We start from the raw sequence: 25,373 nt of genomic DNA, 5'->3' as shown, positions 1-25,373 counted from the left end.
CCGGCGCAACCTGTTACCGCTGCAGAGCTAACCGTGCCCTGGCTCGTCCCGGGAATCGACCGCCTCCGCGTCGTCCGTCTCCGCGTCGTCCGTTTCCGCGACAACGTCTTCGGACGGTCCCGGTTCAACAATCCGGTCTGCCCGGCGAACAGCCCAGATCGTCACCAACAGCGCCAATCCGGCCATCGGCCATCCCATCGCGATGCGGGCGAAGGCGAGCCAGCCGGTCTGGTCCGCATCGTAGAGTTGCGACTGCACGAGATACCGCGCACCGAACACGAGCGCCCATGCCGCCGTGGCCAGGTCGTAGGCACGCACCGCACCGCGATGACGGCGCCAGAGGTTGCCGTGGCCGTTGAGGAATCCCCAGATGATGCCAATGATTGGCCAGCGCACCAGAATCGAGCCGAGAAACACCGCCCCGTAGACAAGGCTGGTGACGATCCCGAACAGGAAGTAGCCCTTGGCATCGCCTGTACGGTACGCAATGAACGCAGAGATACCGACGCCGAAGAACCCCGATACTGCAGGCTGGATGGGGCTGCGTTGGATCAGGCGCCGGACGAGAACGGCGATCGCGACTCCCAGGGCTGCCCAGATCGCCGGGGCCAAGCCCCACACCGCATTGACGGGAACGAAGACCAGAATGGGCAGTGTCGAATAGACCAACCCGCCGATCCCGCCGAGTTGTTCGATAATGGACTGCTGTTTCGTTTCGATCACTCAATGAGAGTGCCACACGAGGCGGACCCCTACGACTCGCTGCGCAACTCGTAGTACGGGTTGAAGATCACCTTCTGGCCGTCGCGTTCGCCGACCCGGCCACGCACCAGCAGCGTCTTTCCCGGTTCGATACCCGGGATCCTCCGCCTGCCGATCCACACCAATGTGACCTGTTCGGTGCCGTCGAAGAACTCGGCTTCAATGCTGGCGTTCGCGGACTTCGGACACACCTCGACGCTGCGGAGCCGTCCCAGCATCGTGACTTCCTCACCGCGACTGCAATCGCAGGCACGCTGTGCACCGGATGCCTGTGACGTCTCAGCCATTTCCTCGGCGTCCAGCTGCTCGAGGTCCTCGGTTAGCCTGCGAGTCATCCGACGAAAATATCCTGCCGTGGCGGGTGCCATTTCGCGCTCCTGGAGCATGTGCGGCGCGACGTCTTCGCGCCACTTGTAGGGCTGTGTACTCGCCACTGTAGACCCATTAGTTCCCCGCGACTGCACTATGTGAGGTCGCTGTGACGTGGAAGGCAAAATCGAGACATGCCCTTCGATTTCCGGCCCACAGTGGCCTTGATACTCCCTGGTACGGGATCCGACGCCGACTTCGTCAATCGCGCATTCACCGACCCCCTGACGAGCCACGGGATAGCCACGGTGGCCGTCGAACCCGACCCCCGCCGCGTCGTCGCCGGCTACTTCGACGCCCTCGACTGCGCTGCTCTGCACGAACGCATCATCATCGGCGGGGTATCCATCGGGGCCGCAGTGGCGCTGCAATGGGCTGGTACCAACCCCGACCGTGTCGTGGGCGTCCTCGCGGCACTGCCGGCGTGGACGGGCACCGCCGGGGAGGCTCCTGCCGCGGCCGGCGCCCGGTTCACCGCAGCCAGACTGAGAGCAGACGGAATCGAGAAGGTAACCGCTGAGATGATCGCCTCGAGCCCGTCCTGGCTCGGCAGGGAACTGGCCAAATCCTGGCAATCACAGTGGCCGCACCTTCCCGCCGCGCTCGACGAGGCTGCCGAGTACCGGGCGCCCGCAGTGGAGGAACTCGAACGTATCGCTGTGCCGGTCGGGATCGTCGCCGCCACCGACGACCCCGTTCACCCACTCGAGGTGGCGCGCATCTGGGCCGACCGGCTACCTCACGCTGGTCTGGCCACGGTATCGCTCGAACAAATCGGTGCGGACCCCGCGATCCTGGGGCGCGAAAGTTTCAGGGCGCTGAACTCGCTACTGCCCTGAAGCGCGGCACCCCGCTCACCGCAGTCAGCACCCAATTGCTGCTACCGCAGTCAGCGGCCCAGTTGCTGCATCGCCGAACCGGATTCGCCGCGGCGCTGCGGCGGCGCGGCAGGCGCGGAAGACCCATCCAATGCGCCCCCCGCCGCAGTCTGCTGCTCGGCAGGCTCCTGCGGAACTGCACCCTCTTGCTGCGCCAACTGCTGCTGGTGAGCCGCAGCCAGTTGCTTGACGAGGGCCTCGGGCAGCACCACCGGAAGCGGCGTCCGTACCGGGTTCGGTTCGGTTCCTCGCTTGACGACACTGTCACGCAGAATCGCCCTCGCGGTCACGACGAGTTCCGAGCCGGCGGTGTTGCCGCCGCTCGGCCCCGCCACCACGCAACGGACCATCCATCGATAGCCGTCGACGCCGATGAAACGAAGGTCTGCGTTGGGGGTGACGGCGACGACCTCACGTCCCCAGGGCCCGTTCTCGATGCTCACCCCGGCATTATCGTTGCGCAGGGACTCGGCGAGGTCGCCCGCGACTTCCCGCCACTGGCCGGGAGATTTCGGAGCGGCGTACGCCGCGACGGTGATTCTCCCGTGCTGGGTGACGAGGTGAACGGCCTGCGGAGAACCGTTCGGCGCCATCTCGACCTGCAACTGGGCGCCCGGTGGCATCGGGACGAGGACCGACCCCAGATCGAGGCGAGTGCCCGTCTCGCCGACGGTGAGATCGTCGTCCGGGTCCAGGTCCTCGACGTCGTGGGGGCCTCCGTCGACCTCACCGACCTCGTCGTAGTCTTCGCCGGACTCCACCTCGAGTTCCGCCTCACCGGCCGCGACTGCCGCCTTGGTGTCCTCGGCGAATCCGCGGGAGTCGTCCTCGGGTTTCTTCTTCCGACGTCCAATCATGTTCAGACTCCTTCTCTGGCATTGCCGAAGAGGCTCGCGTGGCCTCCGCTCGACCCGTGTCCGTCACTGCCGCGAGTGGTGTCGTCCAGGAACTCCACCTCGACGAATGAGACCAATTCCACACGCTGCACGACCAACTGGGCGATCCGGTCGCCCCGGCAGATTTCGATCGGCGTGTCGAGGTCGTGATTGATTAGGCACACCTTGATCTCGCCTCGGTATCCGGCATCGATGGTGCCCGGGGTGTTGACCACAGACAGACCCGACTTGGTGGCCAGTCCTGACCGTGGATGGACGAGTCCGACGGTGCCCAGAGGCAGAGCAATCGCCACCCCTGTCCCGACGAGAACACGTCGCCCCGGCTCGATGGTGATGTCAGTGGTGCTACAGAGATCGACACCTGCGTCACCATCGTGGGACCGCTGTGGTATCGGAATATCTGGGTCCAGCCGCTGGAGGGCGACAGGTGGAAGGGCGCAGGCCGCGTCGACAGGGAAGCCGGAAGATTGGTCGCTCACGTGCACAGAGCCTACTCCCGCACTACGACTATCCTAGTTGGGTGTCAGAAACGTCCCGGCCCGAAGCCGCGCCCACCGATAACATCCAGTCCACGCTGTACTCGGAGCGTCTGTGGGTGCCGATTTGGTGGTGGGCTGTGGGCTTGTTCGTCGCCGGACTGTTGGCCGCGGAGGTGCATATGGGGGCGCCGGGTCTGCGCGCCTGGTTGCCGTACGTCCTGCTGCTCCCGCTCCCGGTGTGGGGTCTTATCTGGCTCAGCCGACTCCGAGTCGAGGTCGTTGACGAACCGAACGGCGTCCACCTGAAGGTCGGGCGAGCACATCTGCCTGTGGACGTGATCACGCGAGTCGCCGAGGTCCCCGGGTCGGCCAAGAGCGCAGCCCTCGGTCGCCAACTGGACCCCTCCGCGTTCGTTCAGCACCGCGTGTGGGTCAAGTCGATGGTCCTCATCGTTCTCGACGATCCCGAGGATCCGACCCCCTACTGGCTGGTCAGCACTCGGCGCCCGGCCGCATTGCTGGCCGCCATCAGCCGCGCCCGCCCGTAGACAGAGCGGAGGCTGAATGGACGGTGGTGCCCTGCCACCACCGTCCGCCACTGGCTCCGGCCTGCGCTCTCAGGCCGCGCAGTCCCTGCAGACCAGCACCCCACCGGCGTCGCTCGCGAGTCGGCCTCGGTGGTGTACCAGGAAGCAACTCGAACACGTGAACTCGTCGGCCCGCTTGGGCACGACCCGCACCGAGAGCTCTTCCCCCGACAAATCCGCGCCGGGCAATTCGAAGGATTCCGCAGTGTCGGACTCGTCGATGTCGACGACCGCCGATTGTGCTTCGTTGCGTCGCGCTTTCAGTTCCTCCAGCGAATCCTCCGAAACCTCGTCGGACTCTGTTCGCCGCGGTGCGTCGTAGTCAGTTGCCATGTCGTTTTCCCCTCGTCCTCTTCCATATATCCCGGCTTGCGAGGAACGCCGACCCCATTGGTGGTCAACCTCCCACGCGCCACCCGTTCCGCCGCAGATCACACCCCGCGGACGAACGATGCCGCGCGCTTGGATCAGTGCCGGAAACAGGTCCCAAATCGTGTTGTACGCCTCATCTGCCCACCCTCGTTCCACGCTCTCCGAACGACTCGGGCCGCCAGACAGTAGCCGAACGCGACTCGAAAGGCGTAACCGAATTGACCGATCGTGCAAATTGTCTGCAAATCGTCACCAATGTCACAGCAACCTGTGACATTCCGCAGTCGGGGAGGGTTCGAAGTATCGGGACTCCGGCGATCTACAGTGGGTGCCGAACCTGCGCCACGACCTGTGGCCGGGCACTGTATCGGCGCTGTGCGGGCGATACATACGACGTGCAGTTTCGCAGGAAAGGTCGAGGCACACTGTGGTTTCACTGATCACCGACGGCAGCCCACTCGACGACGAGGGTCGTCCGTTCCGGAGGCGGCGAGCAATGCCGATACTCCTCGTGTTCGTGGTCCTCGCCCTGCTCGGCGCTGTGCTGTGGACAAGCATCCTCAGTCAGGACGAGGAGCCGGCCACGACCGTCGCGTGCAATCCACCGCCGCAGCCCACGCTAGGCGAGAGGGTCGACGCCTCGACGCTGCTGGACGTGGAACCCGCCGCACTGTCTGCCGCGAAGGTGCGCGTGTTCAACGCCAACGGCGAGGTCGGCCAGGCGGCGCAGGTGGCTGCGCAGTTGAGCGACTACGGTTTCGCGAGCGCCCCCGACGTCCAGGCCGGAAACGACCCGATCTACGTCGACCAGAACATGCAGTGCCAGGGACAGCTGAGGTTCGGGCCGAACGGAACCGTCGCGGCAAGTGCCCTCTGGCTCGTCGCCCCGTGCGCCGAACTCATCGAGGATTCACGCACCGACGACACCGTCGATCTCGCGCTCGGAACCTACTTCCGCGAGATCTCACCGAACCCTGATGCCGAAGAGGTGCTGCGGTCCCTGAAGGATCCGCCGCCGGGAACTCAGTCCGCTCCTCTCGACATTGACCTGTTGAAGGCGGCTCGCACGGCCCGTTGCTGACCGCCGGTCATGTCTCCTGAATCGGGCCGTCCACTCCGACCTCGGCGAACAGTGCCTCCAGTTCGTCGGCGATGCCAGGGGCTGCTGCCACCACCAATTCACCGTCCGCACTCGACGAGTGTGGGGCGGGGATACGCACGCGCGCCCCTGCTTCGGTAGCGATAAGTGATCCTGCGGCCCAGTCCCAGGGGCTCAGCCCGTGTTCGAAGTGCGCGTCGACCTGACCGGACGCGACCATGCACAGATCGAGGGCCGCCGATCCAATCCGGCGAATGTCCCGTACCCGCGGGAGGATCTCGCCGATGAGGGCACCCTGCACCCTGCGCCGCGCCGCGCTGTACCCGAATCCGGTTGCGAGTAAGGCCATCGACACGTCCGTGACCGGGTTGCACCGAAGCTCTCTCACCCGCCCCTCAGCATCGGTGAGAGTCGCCCCGCAACCCCGTGCCGCGGAATACGTCGATCGGGCCGCCACGTCGACCACAGCCCCCGCAACGGACATTCCATCGATCTGCGCAGCCACCGAGACTGCGTAGGCGGGCACCCCGTACAGAAAATTCACCGTGCCGTCGATCGGATCCACGACCCACCGCACCCCGGCGAGGGAATTTCCCTCCCCGCCACCCTCCTCACCGAGGATCGCATCGTCAGGCCGCAGAATCGCGAGACGGTCGCGGATGACTCGCTCGCTCTCGGTGTCGACCACGGTGACCGGGTCCGTGGGGGTGCTCTTCGACGCAACGGAATTGCCGGACGCTGCTCCTTTCCCGACACTTCCGAACACCTCGGGACGTCGTGACCGGACGTGGGCGGCAGCCTCCTCAGCCACAGCCACAGCCACGTCGAGCAGTCGTTGCGGATCGGTGCCGATACGGCCTTGCTCGGTCTCTCGACTCTGGGGTGCATACACACCCCCATCGGAACACACTTCCACTGCCTCGCACCACCGCTGGCGCTCCGGTTGCCGACCCCCGGGGCACTCCGCGTGCAGAGGCGCCTCAGCCCACCGAACCTGCCTCGACGCACTATTGTGACGGACAGCCGGAAAGCGCACGGAGAACACGTCGTAGTTCGACACGGAGGAGCACACGCCATGACCAAAACCGGGTTCGGTGTTGACGTGGGAGGCAGCGGCGTCAAGGGGGGCACCGTCGATCTCACGACTGGCGAGTTGATCGGAGACCGCATCAAACTCCCCACTCCCCAGCCGTCCACTCCGAACGCGGTCGCGGAGACCGTCGCCGAGATCGTCCGGTTGGCGAGGTGGGACGGGCCGGTCGGTGTCACCCTGCCGAGTGTGGTCACCGGCGGAGTGGCACGCTCTGCGGCGAACATCGACAAGAAATGGATCGGAACAGACGCGCGCGCCCTGTTCGGCGATGCTTTCGGCGGCCGCCCCGTCACGGTGCTCAACGACGCCGACGCTGCGGGGATAGCGGAGGACAGGCTCGGCGCAGGCAAGGATGCGAGTGGAGTTGTCATCCTGCTCACCTTCGGCACCGGCATCGGCTCGGCGATCCTTCACAACGGCGTCCTGCTGCCCAACACCGAATTCGGGCACATGGAAGTTGACTGCAAGGAAGCCGAGCATCTGGCGGCGTCCTCGGTGAAGGACGCCAATGATCTGTCCTACAAGGAATGGGCGGCGGAGGTGTCCCGCGTGCTGACCCGGTTCGAGGACCTACTCTGGCCGGATCTGTTCATCGCGGGCGGCGGCATCAGCCGCAAACACGAGAAGTGGATTCCTCATCTGACAAGCAGGACACCCGTTGTACCTGCTGCGCTTCTCAATACAGCGGGGATAGTGGGCGCAGCTATTGCGGTCGACACGGGCATCGCTCCATAACTATTTCGAATAGGTCGTTACAATGAAAGAGCCCGGCTGCGCGCCGGCGAAACCAGTAGACCTCTCCGCCGGATGATCACTCTGGCGTGACGCCGCACGACACCGTCACGAAAGGGCGTACGTGGCAGCCACCGATACACGTCAGACTACTGATTCGACTTCGGAGTCAGGACCGGGAGCGCCAGTCGCAGCGACAGCCGCCGGCACTGCTTCGGCGACCGAGGATGTTCCCGCCAATAAGACCGCGGCGAAGAAAGCTCCCGCAAAGAAAGCTGCGGCAAAGAAAGCTCCCGCAAAGAAAGCTCCCGCCAAGAAAGCTCCCGCCAAGAAAGCCGGGGTCGGTAAGTCGGCGGACGGCGAGGCCAGCCCCGACGAAGGCTCCGTTGACATAGAAGAAAACGACGTCACCGACGGCGACTCGGCCGAGGTCGAGTCCGATGTCGTCGAGGTGGTCGCGGTCGGCACGGACGACGAAACCGAGGAACCGTCCGAGAAGGACAAGGCCTCCGGTGACTTCGTTTGGGACGAGGAAGAGTCCGAGGCCCTACGTCAGGCACGCAAGGATGCCGAGCTCACGGCATCCGCCGACTCGGTTCGCGCATACCTCAAGCAGATCGGCAAGGTTGCACTCCTCAACGCCGAAGAGGAGGTGGATCTCGCCAAACGCATCGAGGCCGGGCTCTACGCAACCCAGATCATGCAGGAAGTCTCGGCCTCCGGTGAGAAGCTCCCCGCCACCCAGCGCCGGGACATGAGTTGGATCTGCCGTGACGGAAACCGTGCCAAGAACCACCTACTCGAAGCCAACCTCCGCCTCGTCGTATCGCTGGCCAAGCGCTACACCGGACGCGGCATGGCCTTCCTGGACCTGATCCAGGAAGGCAATCTGGGCCTCATCCGGGCCGTCGAGAAATTCGACTACACCAAGGGATACAAGTTCTCGACCTACGCCACGTGGTGGATCCGTCAGGCCATCACCCGCGCAATGGCTGACCAGGCCCGCACCATTCGCATTCCGGTGCACATGGTGGAGGTCATCAACAAGCTCGGGCGCATCCAACGCGAACTGTTGCAGGATCTGGGCCGTGAGCCCACTCCCGAAGAGCTCGCCAAGGAAATGGACATCACGCCCGAGAAGGTGCTGGAGATCCAGCAGTACGCGCGCGAGCCCATCTCCCTGGACCAGACCATCGGCGACGAGGGCGACAGCCAACTCGGCGACTTCATCGAGGACTCCGAAGCCGTTGTGGCCGTCGACGCTGTGTCCTTCACCTTGCTGCAGGATCAGCTGCAGCAAGTGCTGGATACGCTGTCCGAGCGTGAGGCGGGCGTGGTGCGCCTGCGCTTCGGACTGACCGACGGACAGCCGCGCACCCTGGACGAGATCGGCCAGGTCTACGGGGTCACGCGCGAGCGCATCCGCCAGATCGAGTCCAAGACCATGTCGAAACTGCGCCACCCGTCCCGGTCGCAGGTGCTGCGAGACTACCTGGACTGACGTTCGTGCACTGAACTCGTCCAATGCCCCCGGACTCTCCGAGTCCGGGGGCATTGGACTCTCCGAGTCCCGAAGGCATTGGACTCTTTGAGTCCCGAAGGCACCGCTCGCGCCACTCCTGAAGCAGGAGTTGACCGTGGCGCTATGCGCTGGCCCGAGCCCGAACCCGAACCCATGTGTTGGCCACCGGTTCGACTACTCGGGCTGCCACCGGACCAATAACTGCCATGAGGAGAACATAAGCGGTGGCGAGGGCCGCGAGCCGACCTTCGACCGCGCCCGCCGAGACAGCCAGGCCGGCGATCACGATGGAAAACTCACCGCGGGCGATCAGCGCGGCGCCGGCCCTGGCTCGACCAAGCCGGGCGACGCCCTGCTGCTTCGCCGCCCAGACGCCGGTGGCCATCTTGGTGAGTGCTGTCACAACAGCAAGCAGTATCGCCCAACCGAGCACCGGTGGGATTTCCGAAGGATCGGTATTGAGTCCGAACACGACGAAGAACATCGCCGCGAACAGGTCCCGAAGGGGCTCGAGGACGCGGCTGGCATTGTGAGCGGTCGATCCGGAGATCGCGATCCCCAGGAGGAATGCTCCGACCGCGGCCGAGACCTGCAGCGCGGAGCTGATGCCCGCGACAAGCAGGGCGGCACCCAGTAGTTTCAACAGCAAGGTCTCGCTGTCCGGGCTGTCAAGTAGCGCGGACACATAGCGTCCGTAGCGCAACGCAACGACCAGAACCACTGAGATGGCGATCAGCGAGATGCCCACGGCCCCGACGCCACCCCAGAAACTCACACCGACGAGCAGCGTGGTCAAGATCGGTAGGTAGACGGCCATAGCGAGATCCTCGAACACCAGGATCGAGAGCACGACCGGGGTTTCGCGGTTTCCGAGTCGACCCAGGTCGCTCAGCACCTTCGCGATGATGCCCGAAGATGATATATAGGTGACACCACCCAAAACGACGGCGCCAGTGGCGCCCCACCCCAGCATCAGTGCCACGATCGCACCGGGTGCAGCGTTGAGGACGATATCCACCACGCCGGCCATCCACGACCGGCGCAGTCCGGTGACCAACTCCGACGCCGTGTACTCCAACCCCAGCAGCAGGAGGAGCAGAACCACCCCGATCTCACTTGCAAGATGGCTGAACTCGTCGATGTCGGCGAGTTGGATGAACCCACCGTTTCCGAAGCACAGCCCACCGATCAGATAGAACGGGATCGGCGACATACCAAACCGGGCCGCCAGACGGCCCAGTAGCCCGAGCGCGAAGAACACCGCGCCCAATTCGATGAGCGCGAGCGTAGTGGTATCCACAGGACCGTCAGCCGCTGGCCAAGAGCTTGGCTGCCGCGTCCAGTCCTTCTGCAGTTCCGACAGCGACCAGCAGATCACCGGATGTGAGCAGGAAGCCAGGTTTCGGTGACGGATTCACCTGACCCGCCCGCATGACCGCGACGATCGAGACCCCGGTCCGTGTACGCATGGCCGTGTCGCCGAGCGTCCGACCGTCGAACCGGGAGTCCTCCTTGAGGTACAACTGTTTGGTCCGGATGCCTGGCAGGTCCCGGTGTTCTTCCTCCAGCTGGGCCACCAACTGCGGAGCCCCCAACAGATTGCTGAGCACCGCGGCTTCCTCGGTACTCAGCGGCAAGGAGGCAGCGCAGGCGTCAGGGTCATCGGGCTTGGATACGATCAGGTCGGTGCGACCGTCGCGATGACTGATGACGCCGATACGACGACCCGAAGCCAGTACGAAGTCCTTCCGCACCCCGATGCCCGGCAATGCCGTCACTTCAACGTTCATCCCTCCACGGTAGTCCCGCCTGTGAACCCCTCCGCGGAGACTCGCGGAACCGGCCCGGTCCGATCTCACTGGCGGGCAGGAAACGTGCCTTCGGCGTCGGGAAGGTAGATCTCGACCCCGGCTACCGCCGATACAGGCAACGGTCCGTACAGGTGTGGAAATAGCATCGACCCCGGGTCAGTCGGGATCCCGGGTTCCCACCTCACCGGCGAACCGAGAGCACCGGGTTCGACTCGGAGCAGAACGAGGTCCGTGCGCCCGGTGAACAGCCGGTTTGCCGGCAGATGGACCTGGGCGAGCGTCGACAGGTGGATGAAACCGTCCGCGGAGAACGTGTCAGGCACACGACTGCCGTCGCGCTCTGCCGCGCGCCATTCGCCACGGGAACAGATGTGGACGAGGACCTCGGCTCCATCGGCGTTCGCGTGTTCGGAATTCACAGGGCGAGACTAACGTCACGCACCAAATGCAATCAGCTGTCAGCGAACTCCGACCGGCCGGTCTGTTCGAATACGCCCTCTTCAGCGCCTGTTCGCAGGTTGCGGCGCACTTCGTGTGTGATGTGCCACTGAGAAACGCCGATGGGAACAACCCGCAAACCCCAAACGTCTGACAGAGTGTATCCACCGCGCCACCCCCGACGCGGCGGACCAGGCCCCAGGCATTCGGCGCGAGCCGAGAGCCAGTACGGAGGAGTCATGCCCGGAACACTGACCAGCCCCGCGTTGACCGCAGCCGACCGGTGCGACCGGTGCGGTGCAGGCGCCCGCGTTCGCGCGGTTCTTCCGACCGGAGGAGAATTGCTCTTCTGCGGTCACCACGCCAACGAGCACGCAGATCGACTTCGCGAGATGAATGCCACGATCGAAGCCGAAGCCGAAGCTGCAATCTGACCCGTCAGCCCGGGTGACCCTTCCCAGGCTCACCTCTTTCCGACATAAGAGACCGGCGAGTGCACGCACTCGCCGGTCTCTTATGTCGGATCGACCAGGTGATGTGAATCGACGACGTGGTGGTCACCACTGTCGCAGCGTGGAGATTCGTTCGGTCAGCTGCTCGACCGTAGCGATCGCGGTGGGCGGTCCCCCGCACATGCGACGCAGTTCACCGTGGATGGTGCCGTGCGACTTGCCCGTCCTGTGATGCTGCATCGCGACGAGACTGTTCAGTTCACGACGCAGCTGCGCGAGCTGGCCTGCGGCCGCGACCCGATCGGTCACCTGTGGGACGACGGTCGGCTCAGCCGGCATGGCTTCCTGGTTGACGAGCTGCTCGGACTGACGCTGACGCAGCAGCGCACGCATTTGATCGGCGTCGAGCAAGCCCGGCAGGCCCAGGTAGTCGGCCTCTTCGTCCGAGCCCGAGAACGTGGCCGTTCCGAAGGACGAGCCGTCGTAGATCACCTGGTCGAGCTCGGCGTCGGCACCGAGCGACGTGAACGCCTTCTCGTCCTCGCCGAGCTCGTCCTTCTGCTTGTTCGCGTCGGCGAGAAGGTCGTCGTCGAACCCCTCCTTCTCCCGATGCGGTTTGCCCAGCACGTGGTCGCGCTGCGCCTCGAGCTGGCTGGCCAGGTCGAGCAGCACGGGCACGGACGGAAGGAACACACTCGCGGTTTCACCCTTGCGACGTGACCGCACGAACCGCCCGATCGCCTGCGCGAAGTAGAGCGGGGTGGACGCACTGGTGGCGTACACGCCGACGGCCAGCCGCGGAACGTCGACACCTTCCGACACCATACGGACCGCGACCATCCACTTCTGCGTGCTCGCGCCGAACTCCGCGATGCGTTTCGACGCGGTCGGATCATCGGACAGCACCACCGCCGGCTCTTCCCCGGTGACTTCGGTGAGCGTCTTTGCGTAGGCGCGGGCCACAGTCTGATCCGTTGCGATCACCAGCCCAGCCGCGTCGGGCATGCCGCCGGCCCGCAACTGGCCGAGTCTCGTGTCAGCTGCGTGTAGGACCGCCGGAATCCATTCCCCCTCTGGATCCAACGCCGTTCGCCACGCCCGAGCGGTCTGTTCGGCGCTGAGCGGTTCGCCGAGGCGCGCAGAGAACTCCTCGCCCGCATTGTTCCGCCAGCGGGCCTCCCCCGAATATGCAAGGAACACAACCGGCCGGACGACCCCGTCCGCGAGAGCGTCCGAATAGCCGTACGAATAGTCGGCCTTCGATCGCATCAGACCTTCGCGGTCGGGTTCGTAGGTCACGAACGGGATCGCACTGTCATCGCTGCGGAACGGCGTTCCGGTCAGTGCGAGGCGGCGGGTGGCGTCACCGAAAGCCTCCCGGATGGCCTCACCCCAACTCTTTGCGTCACCACCGTGGTGGATCTCGTCCAGGATGACCAGCGTGCGCCTGCTGTCGGTGCGGACACGGTGTTTGAAGGGATGGGACGCGACCTGCGCGTATGTCACCACCACACCCTGATAGTCGCTGGACGTCTGCCCTGTCGAGTTCGAGAAGTACGAATCCAGCGCGATGCCGCTGCGAGCCGCCGACTCGGCCCACTGATGCTTGAGGTGCTCGGTGGGGGCGACCACAGTCACCTGATCCACGGTGCGGTCACGCAGCAACTCAGACGCGACCCGCAACGCGAAGGTGGTCTTACCCGCACCAGGTGTCGCGACCGCGAGGAAGTCCTGGGGACTGCTGGACAGATACCTCGTCAGCGAACGACGCTGCCATGCGCGAAGTGGTCCCGCGGGCCTGGCCGGTTCCGTCTGAGCTAGATATGCCTCGGTTCCGACTATCTGCGCCGCCTCGGTCTCTATTCTCGGCGCCGACTGGGAGCCCACTGTCTCAGCACTCAAGGGTTGCCCTCCGATGGCATGGCACAGTTTGTTCGCACTCCTCGGTATTCGATCGACACGGCCGGGTCCAGTCCCGAAGGCGCTGTCCGTCAACGAGCGTAACGCCCGTACCGGACGTGAACCGCATTCGCGATGCACCCGAGAGGGGCAGATTCTTCGCGACACGGGCGCGACTGCGGTGGGCAACCGGGCGTGTCGTCGTGGATGCTGGAAGCATCATGAGCAAATCCCCGGCGCGGTCGCCGAAGAACGGCAGTGGCGGGCCCCCGCCGGGGTGCCACCCACTTCGTCGTGCGCTGAGCGTGATCGGTCACACACTGAGAAAGGCGTGGGATGACTCGATCTTCGGAAAATCGGCCACCGCGGCGTTCTGGCAGACGCTGTCCCTCCCTCCCCTGCTACTTGGTCTGCTGGGAATGCTCGGATACGTCGGCGGATGGTTCGGGCCCGACACCGTCGGCATCATCCAGTCCAAGATCATCACTTTCAGCGGAACCGTTTTCAGCGAAAGCGTCGTCGAGCAGATCATCCGGCCGACTCTCAGCGATGTACTCGAACGCGGACGCCTTCAGATAGTGTCGCTGAGCTTCCTGCTGTCACTGTGGGCCGGCTCATCCGCCATCTCCACGTTCGTGGACTCCATCGTCGAAGCCCACGGCCAGCAGGAGGCGCGGCACCCCGTCTGGCAGCGGTTGTTCGCGCTGCTGCTCTATGTAATGTTCCTGATCCTCGCGGTCTTCACTCTGCCCCTCGTCGCGCTCGGGCCGACTCTCGTGATCAAGGTCCTCCCCGAGGCGTGGCGCGCAATCGGTTCCGAGATGGTCGCCACGTTCTACTACCCCGGCGTGGGGCTGTTGTTGATCATCGGCCTGACCACTCTCTACAAGGTCGCTCTTCCCAGGTCGCTGCCCTGGCACCGACTGCTCGGCGGCGCACTCGTCGCCGGAGCCTTCTTCCTCGGCGCCAGCATCAGCCTTCGGTGGTACCTCACGTGGTTGACCGGAACCGGGTACACGTACGGCGCTTTGGCCGCGCCGATCGCGTTTCTGCTGTTCACATTCTTCCTGGGCTTCGCGGTGGTACTCGGTGCGGAGTTCAACGCCACCATCCAGGAGTTCTGGCCCGCCCGTGCGACGCGCATGGCGCAGATGCGAGAGTGGCTCGCCACGCAGGCCGACAATTCTCCGTCCACCGGCCCGGTGACCAACCTCACCCGGCGCATCGCCACCGGTCCGATCAAGATCGCTGGCGACCGCGCCGTCTCGGGCCGCGGCGATTCCCGATATCGGGACGACCCGACACCCGACGGCCCGCTATCCGACGGCCCGGTCCGAGAACCTCTCGCGCCACCGAGTGTGTTGAATCCGCAGGCGAAACCTCACTCGCCCTTGCGTAATCCTTCATAGACCTTCTTGCAGTCCGGGCATACAGGCGAACCAGGCTTCGCGGATTTCGTCACCGGAAACACCTCGCCGCACAATGCGACGACGTGCGTGCCCATGACAGCGCTCTCCGCGATCTTGTTCTTCTTGACGTAGTGAAAAAATTTGGGAGTGTCGTCGTCGGTAGACTCGTCGGTTGTGACGTCGGGCCGTTCCTTGGTTTCAGTGCTCACCCCTCAATAATGCCGCACCCCCGTGTGCATTCGATGTCCGACCGTGAAACCATGGAGTCATGGCACGAGGTGCAGGGTTCGGTGGTTCGCACGAGGGCTCACCGGACAATCCGATTCTCATCACCGAGGCGGCACAATCCCTCGAGGAGCAGCACCGCGCCCGTGTCCGTAAATACCTGATCATCATGTCTTTCCGCTTCCCAGCGCTGATCTTCGCGGCCGGGGCATACGGCATCTGGGCGAACGCCTGGATCTCGATGGCAATCATCGGCCTGTCGATCCCGCTGCCGTGGATCGCCGTTCTCATCGCCAACGACCGTCCTCCGCGCACCAAGGACGAGCCCAGTCGATACGACCACCGCGAGTCGCCGACAAGTCTGCCCACACCTTCGCACCACACGATCGACGGCTGACCCCGATCCGGCGTACTGCAACAATGCACAGGTGAACCGTGACAAATTGCTGTCGATCTGCCTTCCTCTGCGCGAGGCTTTCATTCGTAACCACTACGACACGGACACCCTGCTCGACGCGCTGGGCCCCGAGGTTCATGCGGCTCTGAGCCGCAACGAACCGGTCCCGGTGCGCCGGGCCAGCACACGCTGCGGCGAACTCGGCACCCTGATCCGCCTATTCCTCCTCACCGACGACTGTCCGGCCGACGAGGTGGCGGCGGCCCTCGCTCCCCTCTCGGTCGAGGACGCGGTTGCCGCGGGCCTGCTCGACGCCGACGGCGACATCGTTCGCGCAGCACTCGATCTCCGCCCCATGGACATCGGCGGCGGCAACCGTTGGGTGGTGTCCGATCTCGACGGCTCGTTCCGGCCCCGCGAGACTTCCGTCGATCACGTGATCGGCGTCGGGCACGCATCGCTGTCCCTGCTGCTGGCCACACCGACCGCGCCGGTCGGAACCCTGCTCGACGTCGGGACCGGATGTGGAATCCAGGCCCTGCACGGCGCCTCCTACGCCGCCGCGGTCACCGCGACCGACATCAATGTCCGGGCCGTCGATCTCGCGGCCGTCAGCGCGGCCCTCAACGAGGAAGAGGTGGAACTGCTCGTCGGGTCGTGGTTCGACCCGATCCAGGGCCGAACGTTCGATCAGATCGTTGCCAATCCGCCGTTCGTCGTCAGCCGCCCTCGGGTAGGGCACACCTACCGTGACTCCGGTCTCGACCTCGACGGCTCGAGCAAACTGATGATCTCCCGCGTCGCGGACCATCTCGCCCCGGGAGGCATCGCAGCACTGCTGGCGTCCTGGATTCACGTGGCGGGCGAGGATTGGCGTTCCCGGGTGGCCTCGTGGCTACCGGCGCACGGCATCGACGCCTGGGTGGTGCAGCGCGACCGCGCCGACCCGGAGCTGTACGTCGGCACCTGGATGCGAGACGGAGACCTCGACATCCACGATCCGGCATCGGCGGCGATCGCCGGCGACTGGCTGGATCACCTTGCGAGCGCGAACGTGGAGGGAGTCGGCTTCGGGTTCGTCTACCTGCGGCGGACCGACGCTCCGACCGACCTGATGGCGGAGGACCTCACCCACGGTTTCAGCGATCCGCTCGGCGCGGAGGCACTCGCGTACTTCGATCGGGTGCAGTGGCTACGCGAGCACGACGTGCTCACCGCGCGTTTTCGCGTCGAGGAGAGCACCGCCCTCGAACGGGTGTTCCTGCCCGGAGACAACGGATGGAACCAGGTGGTCGCCCGGTTGCATCGAGGAAGCGGCCCAGCGTGGCAGCACGAAGTGGACGACCTCCTGGCTTCGCTCGTCGCGGGCATGGGCAGCGGCAGCCTCGGACTGGGCGAACTGATCGAACTCCTTGCGGCCGCCCACGACGTGGACGCCGAGGCGCTGGCACAGACAGCCGTGCCGCTTGTGCATTCGCTCGTCCGGCACGGACTCGTGCTGCCCGCCGAGCCGGCCTGATCCCTGGGACATACCCGGACAGCCACGGCGACCGCTGAAGTCGCCCATGGTTACCCAGGCGCTGTCGGCGACCTCTGCCACCCTCGACCTGGGCGCACGTCGGGATTCGAGGAGGGCTCGCCCGACAGTGTCCTTGCCTCACCTTCACACCATCTGACGAAGCAGGCCGCCGAGGTGCCCGGGTCCCCGAATTGCCACCCTTATACGGGTTCTCAGCAACTTCTCAGGACAGAATCGCTAACTTCGCAGGTCACGGCCGTTTTGTGAATTGTCGGCCGGGAACTTTCCTGGACCGCCGGTGCGTTGATCCATATGAGACACCACCGATGAGGAGGCAAGTCATGACAAGCCCCAGCACCACTAGCCGCATTCGCCCCAGCGCCGCCGACCTGGACGCCCAGAGCCCCGCTGCGGACCTGGTCCGCGTCTATTTGAACGGAATCGGCCGTACTGCTCTGCTGACAGCCGCAGACGAGGTGGAACTGTCCAAGCGAATCGAGGCTGGGCTCTATGCCGCGCACATCTTGGATACCGGGAAACGCCTCTCCCCCGCCAAGAAGCGCGACCTCGCCACGATCGTCCGCGAAGGTCGGTCCGCGCGTGCGCACCTCCTCGAGGCCAACCTGAGGCTCGTCGTATCGCTCGCGAAGCGGTACACCGGCCGCGGCATGCCTCTGCTCGACCTCATCCAGGAAGGCAACCTGGGGCTTATCCGCGCAATGGAGAAGTTCGACTACGCGAAGGGCTTCAAGTTTTCGACGTATGCCACCTGGTGGATTCGTCAGGCGATCACTCGCGGAATGGCCGATCAGAGCCGGACGATCCGGCTGCCCGTGCACCTCGTGGAGCAGGTGAACAAACTTGCTCGCATCAAGCGTGAACTGCACCAGCAACTCGGCCGCGAAGCCTCCGACGATGAACTTGCCGAGGAGTCGGGCATCCCGGCGCACAAGATCGCGGACCTGCTCGACCACAGCCGCGACCCGGTAAGCCTCGACATGCCGGTCGGAAACGATGAAGAAGCTCCCTTGGGCGACTTCATCGAGGACTCCGAGGCCACGTCCGCAGAGAACGCCGTCATCGCCGGACTCCTACACACCGACGTGCGAACCGTGCTTGCCACGCTCGACGAACGTGAGCAACAGGTCATCCGCCTGCGCTACGGACTCGACGACGGTCAGCCCCGCACCTTGGACCAGATCGGCAAACTCTTCGGGTTGTCTCGAGAACGTGTGCGTCAGATCGAGCGCGAGGTAATGGGCAAGCTGCGGCAGGGTGACCGCGCCGAGCGGCTTCGTTCCTACGCCAGCTGACACTCCCCGCGCTGCGCCGGTGCCGATCGAAATTGTCGGCACCGGCGCTTGCTGTCTTCAACTCCATATTGGATTCCGCTGCCTCCAGGCTGCCTGTGTGCCCTGTCAGCCTGTGTGCCCTGTCAGCCTGTGTGCCCTGTCAGCGCAGCCTGCGTGGCCCCAGGTCCACCGAACTCGGTTCCGGCCCGATCCGCACCCGGGAGTCGGTGATCTGAACGCCTTCCGCCGAGGCGAGCACAGGTTCGCAGGCCAGTGCCCGGACCTCCGGCAGATCGTCAGCGAGCGCAGAGATCCGCTGCACTAGGTCGACCAGCGCCCGTTTGTTCACGGGTACCGCGCTGCGGTACCCGGACAGGAGCGGCGCGGCCTTCGGTGCATCGATGAGTTCCGCGGCAGCGTCCTCGGTCAGCGGCAACAGTCGATAGGCGCGGTCGCCGAGAAGGTCGGAGATCACCCCCGCAAGACCGAACGAGATGAGCGAACCGAACGACGGATCCTCCTGCACCCCCACCACGCAGCCGATCCCCTTGGTGGCCATCCGTTGCACATGGAGAAGCGCTTCGCCGGACGCGGACGCGAGGTCGCGGTAGGCCCATCGGACCGAATCAGCTCCGACCAAATCGAGTCGCACCCCTCCGAGGTCCGGCCGGTGCCGCCACTGCTCCACCGTCGCCTTCACCGCCACCGGATAGCCCAATTCTTCGGCGGCACTCACGGCCTCGTCTTCGTGAGCAGCCGAACGGAATTCCACGACGTCCACCCCGTAGCACCCGAGGAGCTGCGCGGACTCGGAGTCCGACAGCCACCGTCCGGGTGAGGTCGAGAGCCAGCCCTGGACCATCGCTTTCGCTCGATCCGGATCGATACCGGTGGGGCGCAACACCTTCGAAGACGGTTTGTTCTTCCATGCCGAGTACCGCCAGGCCCGCGCCAATGCCAATGCCGCGCGTTCCGGACCGGGGTAGGACGGCACCGATCCGCGGGTCGGATGCCCGTCCCGGCCCCGCACCGCCAGCACGTCCGGCACCCCCTCGGCGGCGAGGAACGTCGTCAGCACCGGCTTGTCGGCATCGCGGACCGCCTCCCGCAGGGCGTGCGCGAAGGGTTCTGCAGGAACCGCGACAGGCGGAACGAACACGGCGATCACCGAATCGACGTCAGCGGACGCCAATGCTGCGCCCACTGCGCTTGCGAACTCCTCGGGCCCGGCCTGGGGACCCAGGTCGACCGGGTCCCCGGCCTGCAGGCCCTCGCTGCGAGCGGCATCGACCGCCAGCACACCGAGCGCGGTGGAGTTTCCCACCACCGCGAGTCGGGGGCCCGCGGGCAGCGGTTGGTAGCCGAACAGCAGAGCACAGTCGAAGAGTTGGGAGATCGACCCCACCTGCACGACGCCGGCCTGCTCGAAGAGCGCGCGGATGATCGAGTCGTCCATCTCGACACTCGCCGCCGCCAGGGCAGGCGGAACAGCGTGCCGACCGCTCTTCACGGCGACGATGGGCTTGTTCCGGGCCACCCGGCGGGCGATACGCGAGAACTTGCGCGGATTACCGAAGCTCTCCAAATACAGCAACACCACTTCGGTGGCCGGATCCGAATCCCAGTACTGCAAAAGGTCGTTGCCGGACACGTCGGCGCGGTTTCCGGCGGAGACGAAGGCAGACAATCCGATGCGGCTGCGCGCGGCCTCGTCGAGGATAGCGATACCGAGAGCGCCGGACTGGCAGAAGAATCCGACGTTGCCGGGGCTCGGCAGTACAGGAGCGAGAGTCGCATTCAAGGATACGGCCCGGTCGTTGTTCGCCACCCCCAACGCGTTGGGTCCGATCACACGCATCCCGTGAGCCCGTGCGGCATGAACGAGTCGCCGCTCGGACTGCTCTCCGCGTAGGCCCGTTTCACTGAACCCCGACGACACGACGACGAGAGCCTTGACGCCTTTGACCAGACAGTCGTCGAGCACGGCGTTGATCGATTCGGCAGGAACGGCGACCACCGCGAGATCCACCTCGTCGGGGATGTCGCGGACGGTCGGATACGCCCGCACGCCGTGGACCGAACGGTGCTCGGCATTGACTGGGTACACCGGGCCCGAGAACCCTGCCCTCAGCAGATTGGCCAGCACCGCGCTGCCGACCTTCGCGGTGTCCGTGGACGCACCGATCACCGCGACGGACCGTGGACTGAGCACATTGCGCATACTGCGCGCCTCTGCCGCCCGCTCGCGGGAATTGCGTACGGACACCATCGCTTCGGTAGCGTCGATCGCGAACTCGAGCCTGACCACTCCGCCGTCGAAGCTGCGGCTCACCTGGTAGCCCGCCTCACGGAAGACCGTCACCATGCGCCCGTTCTCCGCGAGAACCTCGGCCACGAACATCGTGATCCCATTCTCCGCAGCCGCGCCGGCCAAATGCTCGAGCAGGACGGGCCCAAGCCCGCGCCCCTGATGCGCGTCGGCGACCACAAACGCGACTTCAGCGGAGTTTCCGTCTCCCTCCCCGATGAGCCTCTCGTAGCGGCCGACTGCGATGATCTCGTCCCCGAGCACCACCACAAACGCCACCCGGGCGTGATGATCGACAGTGGTGAAGTGGACGATGTCTCGCTCCGGCATGGTCGGATACGGGCCGAAATACCGCAGATAGCGGGTCCGTTCCGACAGTTTCGAGTGGAAGGCGACGAGCTTCTCGGCGTCCTCGGGCACGATCGGCCGCAACGCCACCGCTCCGCCGTCCGACGCCAGCACGTCGACCTCCCAGTACCGCGGGTAGTTGTGCGCGGCGTCCGGTGTCCTGCCTCTGGTGTCGGCGCCCTCCTGCGCCCCAGTGTCCCCAGCCGCACCGGTACCGTCCGTCGACTCAGTCACGGGGATCCTCCGGGTCGAGGCCGAGGAGAGGGAAGCAAGCGCGGCGCGTGGCGATGACCGCGGAGTCGACACGCGTGAGTGCCCTGTCGACGGCCGGGATTCCCGTTTCTGGGGCGCCGCCCGGACCGTCCCAGGGCAGGTAATCCACGTCACCGCCATCACTCATGCTGACCGGGAGGTCCACACTGGGCACGAGTGAGTGCGCGCGCTCGCGCCAGGACTCGGGCACGGCACGGTCTGGACGCAGCTCGACATCGAGCGCTGCGGCAATGAGGTGGGTCCACGCCCGCGGTACCACCCGGACGAGTCCGTACCCGCCGCCGCCTACAGCGAGCCAGCGCCCCTCCGCGTGTCGGTCTGCAAGATCGCGCATCGCCAGGAACGCAGCACGCTGTCCGTCGATCGTCAACGCGAGGTCGGCGAGAGGATCCTCGCGGTGACTGTCGACCCCGCACTGGCTGACCACGATCTGGGGACGGAAAGCTGCGATCGCGCCTGGGACGACGGCGTGAAAACCCCTGAGCCACGGGGCATCAACTGTCCCGGGCAGGACGGGGAGATTTATCGTCGTACCTTCCCCCGAGCCCCGACCGATTTCGCTCGACCATCCTGTGTTGGGCCAGAGCGTCGCCGGGTGCTGATGCAGCGAGATCGTCAGGACCCGCGGATCGTCGGCGAACGCATGCTGGACCCCGTCACCGTGGTGTGCATCGACGTCGATATATGCGATCCGGTCGAAGCCGTTGTCCAACAGCCACGAGATCGCAATCGCAACATCGTTGTACACACAGAAGCCGGACGCCCAGTCGGGCATCGCATGATGCATACCACCCCCAATGCTCACTGCCCTTCGCGTACGACCAGATGCGATCTCGCGCGCCGCAGTGAGGGAACCGCCGGCGAGGATCGCGCTCGCTTCATGCATCTGCGGGAAGACGGGATTGTCCTCTGTGCCGAGCCCGTGCGGGGAGTCCGGTCCGAGCACACCCGGCGTGGTCGAATGCCCGGCATGTTTGACGGCCTCGATGTATCCGGGGGTGTGGATCCGCAACAGATCTGCGTCCGAAGCCGCTTCGGGCCGCACCAATTCGGCGCCCTCCAAGAGGCCCAGACCGCTTGCGAGCGACATCGTCAACTCCAGCCGGGTCGGGTTCATCGGGTGGTCCGCACTCCACCGATAGCTGAGATAGTCCGGACTCCACACGACTGCACGGTTCGATACCACTGCAGCCGAATCCTTCCCAGCATTGAAAGACGTGGTCATGAACTCACGCTACTGGTCCTCTGGAGAGGGTGCTAGCAGACACCGCTACAACCGACGCAGACGCGCAGCAAGACGCCGCACACACGGGTGGCGGGTAACGACCGGTAGAATCAACCAAGACGAAGGGGTGTGAGTGTGAAGGATCTGGTCGACACCACGGAGATGTATCTCCGCACGATCTACGACTTGGAGGAAGAGGGCGTCATACCTCTTCGAGCACGTATTGCCGAACGACTCGAGCAGAGCGGCCCGACGGTCAGCCAGACCGTCGCTCGGATGGAGCGCGACGGTCTCCTCCTGGTCGCCGGTGACCGCCATCTGGAACTGACGGAGAAGGGCCGCGAACTCGCGGTCTCGGTGATGCGCAAGCACCGCCTGGCCGAACGACTTCTCGTCGACATCATCGGACTCAGGTGGGAAGAGGTACACGCCGAGGCGTGCCGTTGGGAACACGTGATGAGCGAGGAAGTCGAGCGCCGCCTGGTGGAGGTGCTCAAAAACCCCACAACCTCCCCGTACGGCAACCCGATTCCCGGACTGGCCCAACTCGGTCTGGACCGACCGATCGACCCCCCCGAGAACCTCATCCGTCTCACGGACCTCCCGCCTGGTAGACCGATCGCGGTCGTAGTGCGCCGCCTCGCCGAGTACGTGCAGTCCGACCCGGACGTCATCGGACAACTGCGCGCGGCCGGCGTCGTTCCGGACGCCCGCGTCACCGTCGAAACCCAGCCCGGTTCGGTCACGATCACGGTGCCCGGCCACAACGGATTCGACCTGTCCGAGGAGATGGCGCACGCAGTCCAGGTGAAGCAGGTATAGGAATAGTCCATGAAACTTCTTGTTACCGGCGGTGCGGGCTATGTCGGCAGCGTCTGCAGCACCGTCCTGCTCGAGCGGGGGCACGAGGTCGTCATCATCGACGATCTGTCCACGGGTAACGCCGATGCCGTGCCGCTCGGCGCCGACTTTGTCGAGGGCGACGTGGCGGAGGTCGTGGCGAACGTTCTCGGCACCGGCAGTACGCCGCGTTTCGACGGCGTCCTGCACTTTGCGGCACAATCGCTCGTCGGCGAATCAGTCGAGTACCCGGAGAAGTACTGGCGCGGCAATGTCGTCACCACGCTCGAACTCCTAGAGGCGCTGCGGCATTCGGGGACCCGGAAACTCGTGTTCTCGTCCACCGCCGCCACCTACGGCGAGCCCGAGCACTCGCCGATCACGGAGGCGGACCCCACCCGCCCCACCAACCCCTACGGGGCGACCAAACTCGCGATCGACCATGCCATCACGTCGTACTCGGTGGCGCATTCGCTCGCACCGACCAGCCTCCGCTATTTCAACGTCGCGGGAGCGTACAAGTCGGCCGGCGAGAATCGCATCGTCGAAACGCATCTGATTCCTCTCGTGCTCCAGGTGGCTCTCGGACAGCGGGAGAAGATCTCCGTCTTCGGAACCGACTGGCCCACCCCGGACGGAACAGCGATCCGCGACTACATCCACGTGCTCGACCTCGCCGAGGCGCACGTCCTGGCGCTGGAGTCCTCCATCGAGGGTCGACACCGCATCTACAACCTTGGAAGCGGTGCTGGATTCAGTGTGCGCGAGGTTATCTCGGCATGTGCGCGCGTAACCGGGCTACCCATAGCGGTCGAAGATGCTCCGCGCAGGGCAGGCGATCCTGCCGTACTCGTCGCATCCAGCGATCGCGCGATCGCGGAACTTGGGTGGCGCCCCGAGCACACCGATCTCGACGAGATCGTCGCGGATGCATGGTCGTACCTGCAGGAACTCGGCGATAGGTCACACGCGGCTCAGCGGTGACCCTCGTTCAGACCTCAATCGGCGGGGGTAGCCCGACACCGATCTTCTTCGCGCATTCATAGCCGGTTACGGCCAGGTCGCGCACAGCGGTCGGCCGGAGTCCGGATTGCAGCGCGCCGTCAAGCAACGTGGCCAGAACGTGGCCGGGATCCGAATCCAGTGCGGCACCGAGTGCGATGCCGGCCAACGGTCCGTCTCCTCGAACGTAGGCACTGTATCCGAGCAGCACAGCGGCGTTCGCACGTTCCGGGTCTGGGAGATTGCGGGCGAGGAGAATCCACAATTGTTCGGCCTCGTCGGCGCAGGCGCCGACGGCGAGTGCGAGAGCGCTGTCCCGGACCTTGACGTTGTCCAACGCGCGCGCCAATTCTGCGCAATCCGGGGCGAGGAGGCGCTCCCCCGAGGACAGCCGCGCAATGGCCGACAGAACCGATTCGAGTTCGCGCCGGTGGCTGCGGCCCGGATCAGCCGCCCGCTCAGCGAGTTCCCCTTTCAGAGCAGTTGTTTCGCGAGCGCCGTCGATGAGGGCAGCGATCTGCATCCGCTCGAGCGCCGGTCCCGACTCGATGGTCGCTTCGAGGTCGCCGCGCGAGGAGCGGATCGCTCGACCTCCCAGGACCTGCGCGACCGCGACGTGGGAGGAGGAGGGGTCGGTCTGCGCGCCGTGAGCGCCGCCCGCGAGGAGGCTCAACCACTCGCAACCACTGGCGATCTCTGCGGTGATGAGCACGTCGATTAGTTCGGTCGGCCCGGATTCGAGGAGCTCTTCGAATTCCTCGACGATGGCGGCAAGTTCGGCACGCGACGTCGCGCGCTGATCGTCAAAGCGGTCGTCGACCAGCAGCAGGAGCACGCCGGTGGCCTTCTCCCGCTCGCACACCGCACCGAATTGCTTCAACACTGCAGACATCGGCTCGGTCGGTACGGCGCCACCACCGAGGATCAGATCGTGCCTCATGACGGCTCCCACCGTCGAGGTAGGCCTCCCTGACAGGCACACGGCGACGATCGAGTGCTCGGGCCGGAAGCCCAGCAGAGCGGGAACCGCAGCGAAGAGCTCGCCCGGGTGGGACAACCGTACGGCGAACTGGTCCGGGGACCGTCCACCCACAGGATTGTCGGAGAAGTTGGAACTGGAGGGAAATGCGGGCGTCGTCATGCTCC

26 protein-coding genes are annotated in these 25,373 nt (G+C 65.3%); 12 read left to right on the top strand and 14 right to left on the bottom strand.

Annotated features, from left to right (window positions below):
* Window positions 1-27: 27 nt before the first annotated feature.
* Window positions 28-723 carry a DUF3159 domain-containing protein gene (locus RM2_RS04950; protein WP_072687708.1) on the bottom strand — a complete coding sequence of 232 codons (696 nt, stop codon included), beginning with the start codon at window positions 721-723 and terminating at the stop codon, window positions 28-30.
* 29 nt (window positions 724-752) lie between these two features.
* Entirely contained in the window at window positions 753-1,130 is a 378-nt protein-coding gene (locus tag RM2_RS04945) for an OB-fold nucleic acid binding domain-containing protein (protein WP_072687751.1), read from the bottom strand.
* A 135-nt stretch (window positions 1,131-1,265) separates the two neighbouring features.
* Here RM2_RS04945 and RM2_RS04940 point away from each other — a divergent pair, with 135 nt between their 5' ends.
* Complete coding sequence (locus RM2_RS04940) at window positions 1,266-1,970, top strand: alpha/beta fold hydrolase (protein WP_072687707.1); 705 nt, start codon at window positions 1,266-1,268, stop codon at window positions 1,968-1,970.
* A gap of 50 nt (window positions 1,971-2,020) precedes the next feature.
* On the opposite strand, the gene RM2_RS04935 is transcribed toward RM2_RS04940, so the two are convergent.
* Both RM2_RS04935 and dut read right to left on the bottom strand, forming a co-directional pair.
* Window positions 2,021-2,866, bottom strand: coding sequence for a DUF3710 domain-containing protein (locus RM2_RS04935; RefSeq protein WP_072687706.1), 846 nt, complete (start codon window positions 2,864-2,866; stop codon window positions 2,021-2,023).
* A gap of 2 nt (window positions 2,867-2,868) precedes the next feature.
* On the bottom strand, window positions 2,869-3,390 hold the full coding sequence (gene dut, locus RM2_RS04930; RefSeq protein WP_084721635.1) for a dUTP diphosphatase: 522 nt from the start codon (window positions 3,388-3,390) through the stop codon (window positions 2,869-2,871).
* Window positions 3,391-3,425: 35 nt separating this feature from the next.
* On the opposite strand from dut, the gene RM2_RS04925 reads away from it, so the two are divergent.
* The gene (locus tag RM2_RS04925) at window positions 3,426-3,932 is read left to right on the top strand and encodes a DUF3093 domain-containing protein (protein ID WP_072687704.1); all 507 of its coding nucleotides are present in this window, start codon (window positions 3,426-3,428) and stop codon (window positions 3,930-3,932) included.
* A gap of 69 nt (window positions 3,933-4,001) precedes the next feature.
* Here RM2_RS04925 and RM2_RS04920 read toward each other — a convergent pair whose 3' ends face one another.
* Window positions 4,002-4,304, bottom strand: a complete 303-nt coding sequence (locus RM2_RS04920) for a DUF4193 domain-containing protein (RefSeq protein WP_072687703.1) — start codon at window positions 4,302-4,304, stop codon at window positions 4,002-4,004.
* A gap of 466 nt (window positions 4,305-4,770) precedes the next feature.
* Here RM2_RS04920 and cei point away from each other — a divergent pair, with 466 nt between their 5' ends.
* A complete protein-coding gene (cei, locus tag RM2_RS04915; RefSeq protein WP_072687702.1) occupies window positions 4,771-5,424 on the top strand; it encodes an envelope integrity protein Cei in 654 nt (217 codons plus the stop codon).
* A gap of 7 nt (window positions 5,425-5,431) precedes the next feature.
* Here the strand turns inward: cei and RM2_RS04910 are convergent, their stop codons facing one another.
* The gene (locus RM2_RS04910) at window positions 5,432-6,334 is read right to left on the bottom strand and encodes an inositol monophosphatase family protein (protein ID WP_281250396.1); all 903 of its coding nucleotides are present in this window, start codon (window positions 6,332-6,334) and stop codon (window positions 5,432-5,434) included.
* Between the two features lie 183 nt (window positions 6,335-6,517).
* On the opposite strand from RM2_RS04910, the gene ppgK reads away from it, so the two are divergent.
* Together ppgK and RM2_RS04900 are read left to right on the top strand one after the other, a co-directional pair.
* On the top strand, window positions 6,518-7,270 hold the full coding sequence (gene ppgK / locus RM2_RS04905) for a polyphosphate--glucose phosphotransferase (RefSeq protein WP_072687701.1): 753 nt from the start codon (window positions 6,518-6,520) through the stop codon (window positions 7,268-7,270).
* 121 nt (window positions 7,271-7,391) lie between these two features.
* Entirely contained in the window at window positions 7,392-8,768 is a 1,377-nt protein-coding gene (locus RM2_RS04900) for an RNA polymerase sigma factor (protein WP_072687700.1), read from the top strand.
* A 142-nt stretch (window positions 8,769-8,910) separates the two neighbouring features.
* Here RM2_RS04900 and RM2_RS04895 read toward each other — a convergent pair whose 3' ends face one another.
* From RM2_RS04895 to RM2_RS04885, 3 genes are all read right to left on the bottom strand, one after another.
* Window positions 8,911-10,089: a cation:proton antiporter gene (locus tag RM2_RS04895; RefSeq protein WP_072687699.1), complete on the bottom strand. Its 1,179-nt coding sequence runs from the start codon at window positions 10,087-10,089 to the stop codon at window positions 8,911-8,913.
* 7 nt (window positions 10,090-10,096) lie between these two features.
* The gene (locus RM2_RS04890) at window positions 10,097-10,579 is read right to left on the bottom strand and encodes a cation:proton antiporter regulatory subunit (RefSeq protein ID WP_072687698.1); all 483 of its coding nucleotides are present in this window, start codon (window positions 10,577-10,579) and stop codon (window positions 10,097-10,099) included.
* A gap of 65 nt (window positions 10,580-10,644) precedes the next feature.
* Window positions 10,645-11,019, bottom strand: a complete 375-nt coding sequence (locus tag RM2_RS04885) for a DUF952 domain-containing protein (RefSeq protein WP_072687697.1) — start codon at window positions 11,017-11,019, stop codon at window positions 10,645-10,647.
* Window positions 11,020-11,277: 258 nt separating this feature from the next.
* Here RM2_RS04885 and RM2_RS04880 point away from each other — a divergent pair, with 258 nt between their 5' ends.
* Window positions 11,278-11,472 carry a DUF7455 domain-containing protein gene (locus tag RM2_RS04880; protein ID WP_072687696.1) on the top strand — a complete coding sequence of 65 codons (195 nt, stop codon included), beginning with the start codon at window positions 11,278-11,280 and terminating at the stop codon, window positions 11,470-11,472.
* Window positions 11,473-11,595: 123 nt separating this feature from the next.
* On the opposite strand, the gene RM2_RS04875 is transcribed toward RM2_RS04880, so the two are convergent.
* A complete protein-coding gene (locus RM2_RS04875) occupies window positions 11,596-13,353 on the bottom strand; it encodes a DEAD/DEAH box helicase (RefSeq protein ID WP_072687749.1) in 1,758 nt (585 codons plus the stop codon).
* 257 nt (window positions 13,354-13,610) lie between these two features.
* Between RM2_RS04875 and RM2_RS04870 the strand changes: the two genes are divergently transcribed.
* On the top strand, window positions 13,611-14,798 hold the full coding sequence (locus tag RM2_RS04870; protein ID WP_072687748.1) for a YihY/virulence factor BrkB family protein: 1,188 nt from the start codon (window positions 13,611-13,613) through the stop codon (window positions 14,796-14,798).
* Here the strand turns inward: RM2_RS04870 and RM2_RS04865 are convergent.
* Entirely contained in the window at window positions 14,771-15,007 is a 237-nt protein-coding gene (locus tag RM2_RS04865; RefSeq protein ID WP_072687695.1) for a DUF3039 domain-containing protein, read from the bottom strand. The two genes, RM2_RS04870 and RM2_RS04865, sit on opposite strands and share 28 nt — an antisense overlap.
* Before the next feature lie 59 nt (window positions 15,008-15,066).
* Here RM2_RS04865 and RM2_RS04860 point away from each other — a divergent pair, with 59 nt between their 5' ends.
* From RM2_RS04860 to RM2_RS04850, 3 genes are all read left to right on the top strand, one after another.
* Complete coding sequence (locus tag RM2_RS04860; RefSeq protein ID WP_072687694.1) at window positions 15,067-15,420, top strand: DUF3099 domain-containing protein; 354 nt, start codon at window positions 15,067-15,069, stop codon at window positions 15,418-15,420.
* Between the two features lie 31 nt (window positions 15,421-15,451).
* The gene (locus RM2_RS04855; protein ID WP_072687693.1) at window positions 15,452-16,939 is read left to right on the top strand and encodes a DUF7782 domain-containing protein; all 1,488 of its coding nucleotides are present in this window, start codon (window positions 15,452-15,454) and stop codon (window positions 16,937-16,939) included.
* A 341-nt stretch (window positions 16,940-17,280) separates the two neighbouring features.
* Complete coding sequence (locus tag RM2_RS04850; RefSeq protein WP_072687692.1) at window positions 17,281-18,252, top strand: sigma-70 family RNA polymerase sigma factor; 972 nt, start codon at window positions 17,281-17,283, stop codon at window positions 18,250-18,252.
* A 139-nt stretch (window positions 18,253-18,391) separates the two neighbouring features.
* Here RM2_RS04850 and RM2_RS04845 read toward each other — a convergent pair whose 3' ends face one another.
* Window positions 18,392-21,121, bottom strand: coding sequence for a bifunctional acetate--CoA ligase family protein/GNAT family N-acetyltransferase (locus RM2_RS04845; protein ID WP_373863283.1), 2,730 nt, complete (start codon window positions 21,119-21,121; stop codon window positions 18,392-18,394).
* Entirely contained in the window at window positions 21,114-22,385 is a 1,272-nt protein-coding gene (locus tag RM2_RS04840; protein ID WP_072687691.1) for an acetoin utilization protein AcuC, read from the bottom strand. Before RM2_RS04840 ends, RM2_RS04845 begins: the two co-directional genes overlap by 8 nt.
* Before the next feature lie 135 nt (window positions 22,386-22,520).
* On the opposite strand from RM2_RS04840, the gene RM2_RS04835 reads away from it, so the two are divergent.
* Together RM2_RS04835 and galE are read left to right on the top strand one after the other, a co-directional pair.
* On the top strand, window positions 22,521-23,207 hold the full coding sequence (locus RM2_RS04835; RefSeq protein WP_072687690.1) for an iron-dependent transcriptional repressor DtxR: 687 nt from the start codon (window positions 22,521-22,523) through the stop codon (window positions 23,205-23,207).
* Window positions 23,208-23,216: 9 nt separating this feature from the next.
* Window positions 23,217-24,209 carry a UDP-glucose 4-epimerase GalE gene (gene galE, locus RM2_RS04830; RefSeq protein WP_072687689.1) on the top strand — a complete coding sequence of 331 codons (993 nt, stop codon included), beginning with the start codon at window positions 23,217-23,219 and terminating at the stop codon, window positions 24,207-24,209.
* 7 nt (window positions 24,210-24,216) lie between these two features.
* Here galE and RM2_RS04825 read toward each other — a convergent pair whose 3' ends face one another.
* Window positions 24,217-25,368, bottom strand: a complete 1,152-nt coding sequence (locus RM2_RS04825; protein WP_072687688.1) for a DUF4192 domain-containing protein — start codon at window positions 25,366-25,368, stop codon at window positions 24,217-24,219.
* Window positions 25,369-25,373: the final 5 nt, after the last annotated feature.

It is taken from the genome of Rhodococcus marinonascens NBRC 14363 (assembly GCF_001894885.1).
GTDB lineage: Bacteria > Actinomycetota > Actinomycetes > Mycobacteriales > Mycobacteriaceae > Rhodococcus_F > Rhodococcus_F marinonascens.
Note: the sequence above shows the minus strand (reverse complement) of the source record. Positions and strands in the feature narration are given on the sequence as shown.

Bases quoted from the DNA above. Each gene is read 5' to 3' on its own strand.
- RM2_RS04945 (WP_072687751.1), bottom strand. From the start codon at position 1,130: ATGGCACCCGCCACGGCAGGATATTTTCGTCGGATGACTCGCAGGCTA.
- RM2_RS04940 (WP_072687707.1), top strand. From the start codon at position 1,266: ATGCCCTTCGATTTCCGGCCCACAGTGGCCTTGATACTCCCTGGTACG.
- RM2_RS04935 (WP_072687706.1), bottom strand. From the start codon at position 2,866: ATGATTGGACGTCGGAAGAAGAAACCCGAGGACGACTCCCGCGGATTC.
- RM2_RS04920 (WP_072687703.1), bottom strand. From the start codon at position 4,304: ATGGCAACTGACTACGACGCACCGCGGCGAACAGAGTCCGACGAGGTT.
- ppgK (WP_072687701.1), top strand. From the start codon at position 6,518: ATGACCAAAACCGGGTTCGGTGTTGACGTGGGAGGCAGCGGCGTCAAG.
- RM2_RS04890 (WP_072687698.1), bottom strand. From the start codon at position 10,579: ATGAACGTTGAAGTGACGGCATTGCCGGGCATCGGGGTGCGGAAGGAC.
- RM2_RS04880 (WP_072687696.1), top strand. From the start codon at position 11,278: ATGCCCGGAACACTGACCAGCCCCGCGTTGACCGCAGCCGACCGGTGC.
- RM2_RS04870 (WP_072687748.1), top strand. From the start codon at position 13,611: ATGAGCAAATCCCCGGCGCGGTCGCCGAAGAACGGCAGTGGCGGGCCC.
- RM2_RS04860 (WP_072687694.1), top strand. From the start codon at position 15,067: ATGGCACGAGGTGCAGGGTTCGGTGGTTCGCACGAGGGCTCACCGGAC.
- RM2_RS04850 (WP_072687692.1), top strand. From the start codon at position 17,281: ATGACAAGCCCCAGCACCACTAGCCGCATTCGCCCCAGCGCCGCCGAC.
- RM2_RS04840 (WP_072687691.1), bottom strand. From the start codon at position 22,385: ATGACCACGTCTTTCAATGCTGGGAAGGATTCGGCTGCAGTGGTATCG.
- galE (WP_072687689.1), top strand. From the start codon at position 23,217: ATGAAACTTCTTGTTACCGGCGGTGCGGGCTATGTCGGCAGCGTCTGC.
- RM2_RS04825 (WP_072687688.1), bottom strand. From the start codon at position 25,368: ATGACGACGCCCGCATTTCCCTCCAGTTCCAACTTCTCCGACAATCCT.